This window comes from Mycobacterium sp. (assembly GCF_035697385.1).
Classification (GTDB): domain Bacteria; phylum Actinomycetota; class Actinomycetes; order Mycobacteriales; family Mycobacteriaceae; genus Mycobacterium.
Window position 1 is genome coordinate 1 of record NZ_DASSCY010000253.1, and the last position, 4,148, is coordinate 4,148.

At 65.9% G+C, this 4,148-nt stretch carries 5 protein-coding genes; 3 read left to right on the forward strand and 2 right to left on the reverse strand.

Annotation, left to right across the window (positions count from 1 at the left end; all coding sequences use genetic code 11):
- Window positions 1–246 precede the first annotated feature (246 nt).
- Together VFH65_RS21240 and VFH65_RS21245 are read right to left on the reverse strand one after the other, a co-directional pair.
- On the reverse strand, window positions 247–675 hold the full coding sequence (locus VFH65_RS21240) for a pyridoxamine 5'-phosphate oxidase family protein (RefSeq protein ID WP_353324025.1): 429 nt from the start codon (window positions 673–675) through the stop codon (window positions 247–249).
- Complete coding sequence (locus VFH65_RS21245) at window positions 672–1,508, reverse strand: NAD(P)H-binding protein (RefSeq protein ID WP_353324026.1); 837 nt, start codon at window positions 1,506–1,508, stop codon at window positions 672–674. Before VFH65_RS21245 ends, VFH65_RS21240 begins: the two co-directional genes overlap by 4 nt.
- Before the next feature lie 82 nt (window positions 1,509–1,590).
- On the opposite strand from VFH65_RS21245, the gene VFH65_RS21250 reads away from it, so the two are divergent.
- The 3 genes from VFH65_RS21250 to VFH65_RS21260 form a co-directional block, all read left to right on the forward strand.
- Window positions 1,591–2,556 carry an AraC family transcriptional regulator gene (locus VFH65_RS21250; protein ID WP_353324027.1) on the forward strand — a complete coding sequence of 322 codons (966 nt, stop codon included), beginning with the start codon at window positions 1,591–1,593 and terminating at the stop codon, window positions 2,554–2,556.
- Window positions 2,557–2,603: 47 nt separating this feature from the next.
- Complete coding sequence (locus VFH65_RS21255) at window positions 2,604–3,425, forward strand: SDR family oxidoreductase (RefSeq protein ID WP_353324028.1); 822 nt, start codon at window positions 2,604–2,606, stop codon at window positions 3,423–3,425.
- A 23-nt stretch (window positions 3,426–3,448) separates the two neighbouring features.
- Window positions 3,449–4,148: AraC family transcriptional regulator ligand-binding domain-containing protein (locus VFH65_RS21260; RefSeq protein WP_353324029.1), on the forward strand; the 700-nt coding region annotated here is incomplete at its 3' end.

Here is a 4,148-nt window from a genome sequence, read left to right on the forward strand (position 1 = left end):
GATGACAAGCATCGACCAGCGCCGCAGCGTGCTGATCGAGTCGATGGATATGACCCCATGGTTTCGCAGAATCTAATCATGCGGAATAGACCTCACAACCATGGGAGATTGGGCCCAAATGTGAGAGAAGCCCGAGAACGCGCTATCCGCGCCCTGAAATGATACGAAGCTTGAGACCTTACAGAGGGCCGCGGGCACCCCCACTGCGGAAGGGCAGCAGTGTCCCGGAATACGTTGCCGCAGAACTCAATACACGTAGCGGCTCACGGTTTCCGGATGGATGACGAGGCGAACCTGGTCCGCGGCCAGGATTTCGGTGAGGTCGTTGGCCCGGTCCGGGTCGTTGAGGTCCCAGTAGCGAGCGGCGAGGCGGGCGCACAGGTCGTGTGCTCCATCCGGTTCTACCGTGGTGCGACCGGCGATCGACACCCAGCGCTCCCGTTCACCCACTGGGGCGGCGACAACGAGCGAAGCGCGAGGGTCGCTGCGCAAGCGCCGTACTTTCAGTGTGTCTGGGCCCGTGAACAATTGGATGGTTCCCTGCGCTGTGGCCTCGAACCACACCGGTCGCGGCTGTGGCGGGATCGGGCCGCCTGCCACGGACAGGAAGCCATGCAGGGGACGTCGGAGGAACTCGAGATCCTCGGCGGTAAGGGAATTGGCGTCCGTGCTCATTGCGACCAGGCTCCGGCCGCTGCGGCCCGCACGACGTAGTCCTCGAATGTCCGTGCCGCCCGGCCCAGCACGGTGGCGACACCGTCCGTCGTCGTGGCGAGCAGCCCGCGTTCCATCATTACGAACATCTCGGCGACGTGGTGGGCATCGTCCTCGCCCCAGCCTTCCTCGATCAGCGACGCGATGTACTCCGCGGGTGAGATCTGCTTGTAGGTGATGGGCCGCCCGGTTGCGCGCGAGATCAGCTCGACGGCCTCATCGAAGGTGATCGCACGCGGTCCGGTCAGCTCGTAGGTCTGTCCGGCGTGCCGGCCCGGTTCGGTCAACACCGTGGCCGCGACGTCGGCGACGTCCTCGAGGTCGATAAATGGTTCGGGGACGTCGCCGGCCGGCAACGCCAACCCGCCGGCCACAAGCGGCGCGTGAAAGAGGTCTTCGTCGAAATTCTGGTCGAAGTTGTTGGGCCGCAGGATGGTCCACTCCAGCGCCGAGCCGCGCACGGCGTCTTCAGCGTCGCGCATGTCGAGTCCGAACGTTGACGCGCCCCAGGTGTCGGCGCCGCGTCCGGAGAGCAGGACCAGTCGTTGAACTCCGGCGGCCTCGGCGCGGGTCACGAACTCGTGCACTGGGCCGGGCGTGGACGGGGCCACCACGTAGGCGACAGCGATTCCCCGCAGGACCGCGTCCCAGCTGCCCGGGTCGGACCAGTCGAAGCGGGTCGCGCTGGACCGGGAGGCAGCACGCACGGGCATCCCGTGCAGCCGAAGTCGCGCGACTATCCGCCGGCCCGTCTTGCCGGATGCGCCGAGGACGAGAGTGGTGTCGTTGCTCATGACACCGATTCAACGGGACCGCATCGGACAGTTCCATAGGTGATAGGCCAGATTTCATGTGCATTCGTCTAATCTCTCCACCGTGGATGTGTTCGGTGACCTCTTCCGCGGAGTGCGCGCCCATGGCTCGTTGTTCGGCAGTTCGACCCTGACCGCGCCCTGGGCCCTGCACTTCGTGGACGGCGCGCCGCTGACTTTGTGCACTGTCCTCGGCGGGTCGGGCTGGATCGTGCCGGAGCAGGGTCCGCCCGAGCTGTTACGCGCTTACGAGACGGTCGTCGTGCGGGGACCCGGGACATTCACCTTCGTCGACGAGCTCGACACGCCAGCGGAACCAGTCGCGTGCGGTGAATTCTGCGCAACGCCTGAGCAGGGCGGCACTCGGTACCGTCTGGGCTGGAATGACAACGGCGACAACAGAGTTGGCGCAACTACCCTGATCGTCGGCGCCTACCCGGTGCACGGCGAGATCAGTCGCCGCCTGCTGGACGCGCTACCCGTCGTGCTGCGCGTGGACGCCGGAGGCACGGGCGACGCCGTGCTGGACCACCTCGCCGCCGAGGTCGCCGTCGACGTTCCAGGCCAGCAGGTGGTGCTCGACCGCCTCCTGGACTGGATGCTGGTGTGCACGCTGCGGGAGTGGTTCGACCGACCCGGCGGCACACCACCGGCGTGGTGGGCCGCGCAGCGGGACCCTGTGGCAGGCGAAGCGCTGCGGCTGATGCACGCCGACCCTGCGGCGACGTGGACGGTCTCCTCGCTGGCCGACCGCATCGGGGTGTCGCGGTCGACGCTGGCCAAGCGGTTCGCTGACCTTGTCGGCGAACCACCGCTGACCTACCTCACCCGTTGGCGCATGACCCTTGCGGCGGATCTGCTGGTCGAGCAGAGGTCGGCAACCATCGCCGACATCGCCCGCAGCGTGGGGTACTCCGACCCGTTCGGATTCAGCGCAGCGTTCAAACGGGTCCGAGGCGCCAACCCCAGCGAGTTCCGGCGCCGCCACCGTGGCGCAATCGGATTGAAGTCTGGCGTCATCGGCCACTGACGCGGCCGACGCGCGTTCATAGCGTGGTGCGTGAAAGGAGCACCACCATGACTCAGACAATCCTCATCACAGGCACCTCGAGCGGCCTCGGACGAGCCACCGCCAAACTCTTCCACTCGCGAGGCTGGAACGTCGTCGCGACGATGCGCAACCCCGAAAACGAAACGGAGCTGACCAAACTCGACAATGTGCTCGTCGCGCGCCTCGACGTCCAGGACACCGCATCCATCGAGGCGGCCGTCGAAGCCGGGCTCGCGAGATTCGGGCACATCGATGCGCTCGTGAACAACGCCGGCTACGGCGCCTACGGTCCGCTCGAAGCGACGTCCATCGACAAAGTCCGCCGCCAGTTCGACGTCAACGTCATCGGACTATTGGAGACGACGAAGGCGCTGTTGCCGCATTTTCGCGCTAATCGCAGCGGCACCATCGTCAACATCTCGTCGATGGGCGGACGAATCACCTTCCCGCTCGGCACGCTGTACCACGGTACGAAGTTCGCGGTGGAAGGACTTTCCGAGGCACTCCAGTACGAGCTCGCCCCGCTGGGCGTACGCGTGAAGGTCGTCGAGCCGGGCGGCATCAAGACCGATTTCGGCGGGCGCTCGTTCGATTTCACCAACGACCTGGCGCTCACCGAGTACCAACCGCTCGTCGACGCGGTCATGGCCGGGCTTGGTCCGGTGACAGAGCGAGGCTCGGAGCCCGAATTCGTCGCTGACGTGATTTTCGGTGCGACGACCGACGGCACCGACACGCTGCGGTACGTGGCCGGCGCAGATGCGGTGGCACTGCTCGAGACACGTCGCGCAGCCGACGACGTCACATTCTTCGACGGGATCAGATCGCAATTCGGGCTCGGCGCGTGATCTTGTGCTGCGATAGCTAGATCATGGACAAGCACAGCTATGCGCTCGACACGACCTGGCGCACCTTGCTGAGGGATCTCGACGTGATACCAGCCGACGTGCTGCGTCGCGCGGGGCTTGCGGAGGATCTGTTTCAGCAGCCGTCGGCCAGGCTTGCGCCCGAGGAGTATTACCGGCTTTGGAACAGCATCGAATTCGAGACCAAGGATCCGGTGTTCCCCGTCCGCCTGTGCCAGGCGGTCCGCGCCGAGTCCTTCTCTCCGCCCCTGTTCGCGGCACTGTGCAGCCCGAACTTCGTGGTGGCCGCGCAGCGCATGTCGCAGTACAAGAAGCTGGTAGCGCCGTTTCGCTTCGACGTCCTCGACACGAATCACGCTGTCGCGGTGGAGTTGTCGTGGCTGGACGCTCCGCCGCCACCTCCTTTGTCGCTGGTGATGATGGAGCTGCTCTTCTGCGTGACGCTCGTGCGCTTGGGTACCCGTGAGCGGGTGCGTCCGGTCGAAGTCACGACCACGGTGCTGCCGGACGTGGTGGCGCCGTACGAAGACTTCCTCGGTGCCCGCTTGCAACGTGGCCAGACTCATCGGGTCGCATTCGCCACCGCGGACGCGACCCTGCCGTTTTTGACGTCGAATGAGCCGTTGTGGGCCGCGTTCGAACCCGAGCTACGGCGCCGCCTAGCCGACCTCGACGCACCGGCGACGACCACCGAGCGGGTTCGCG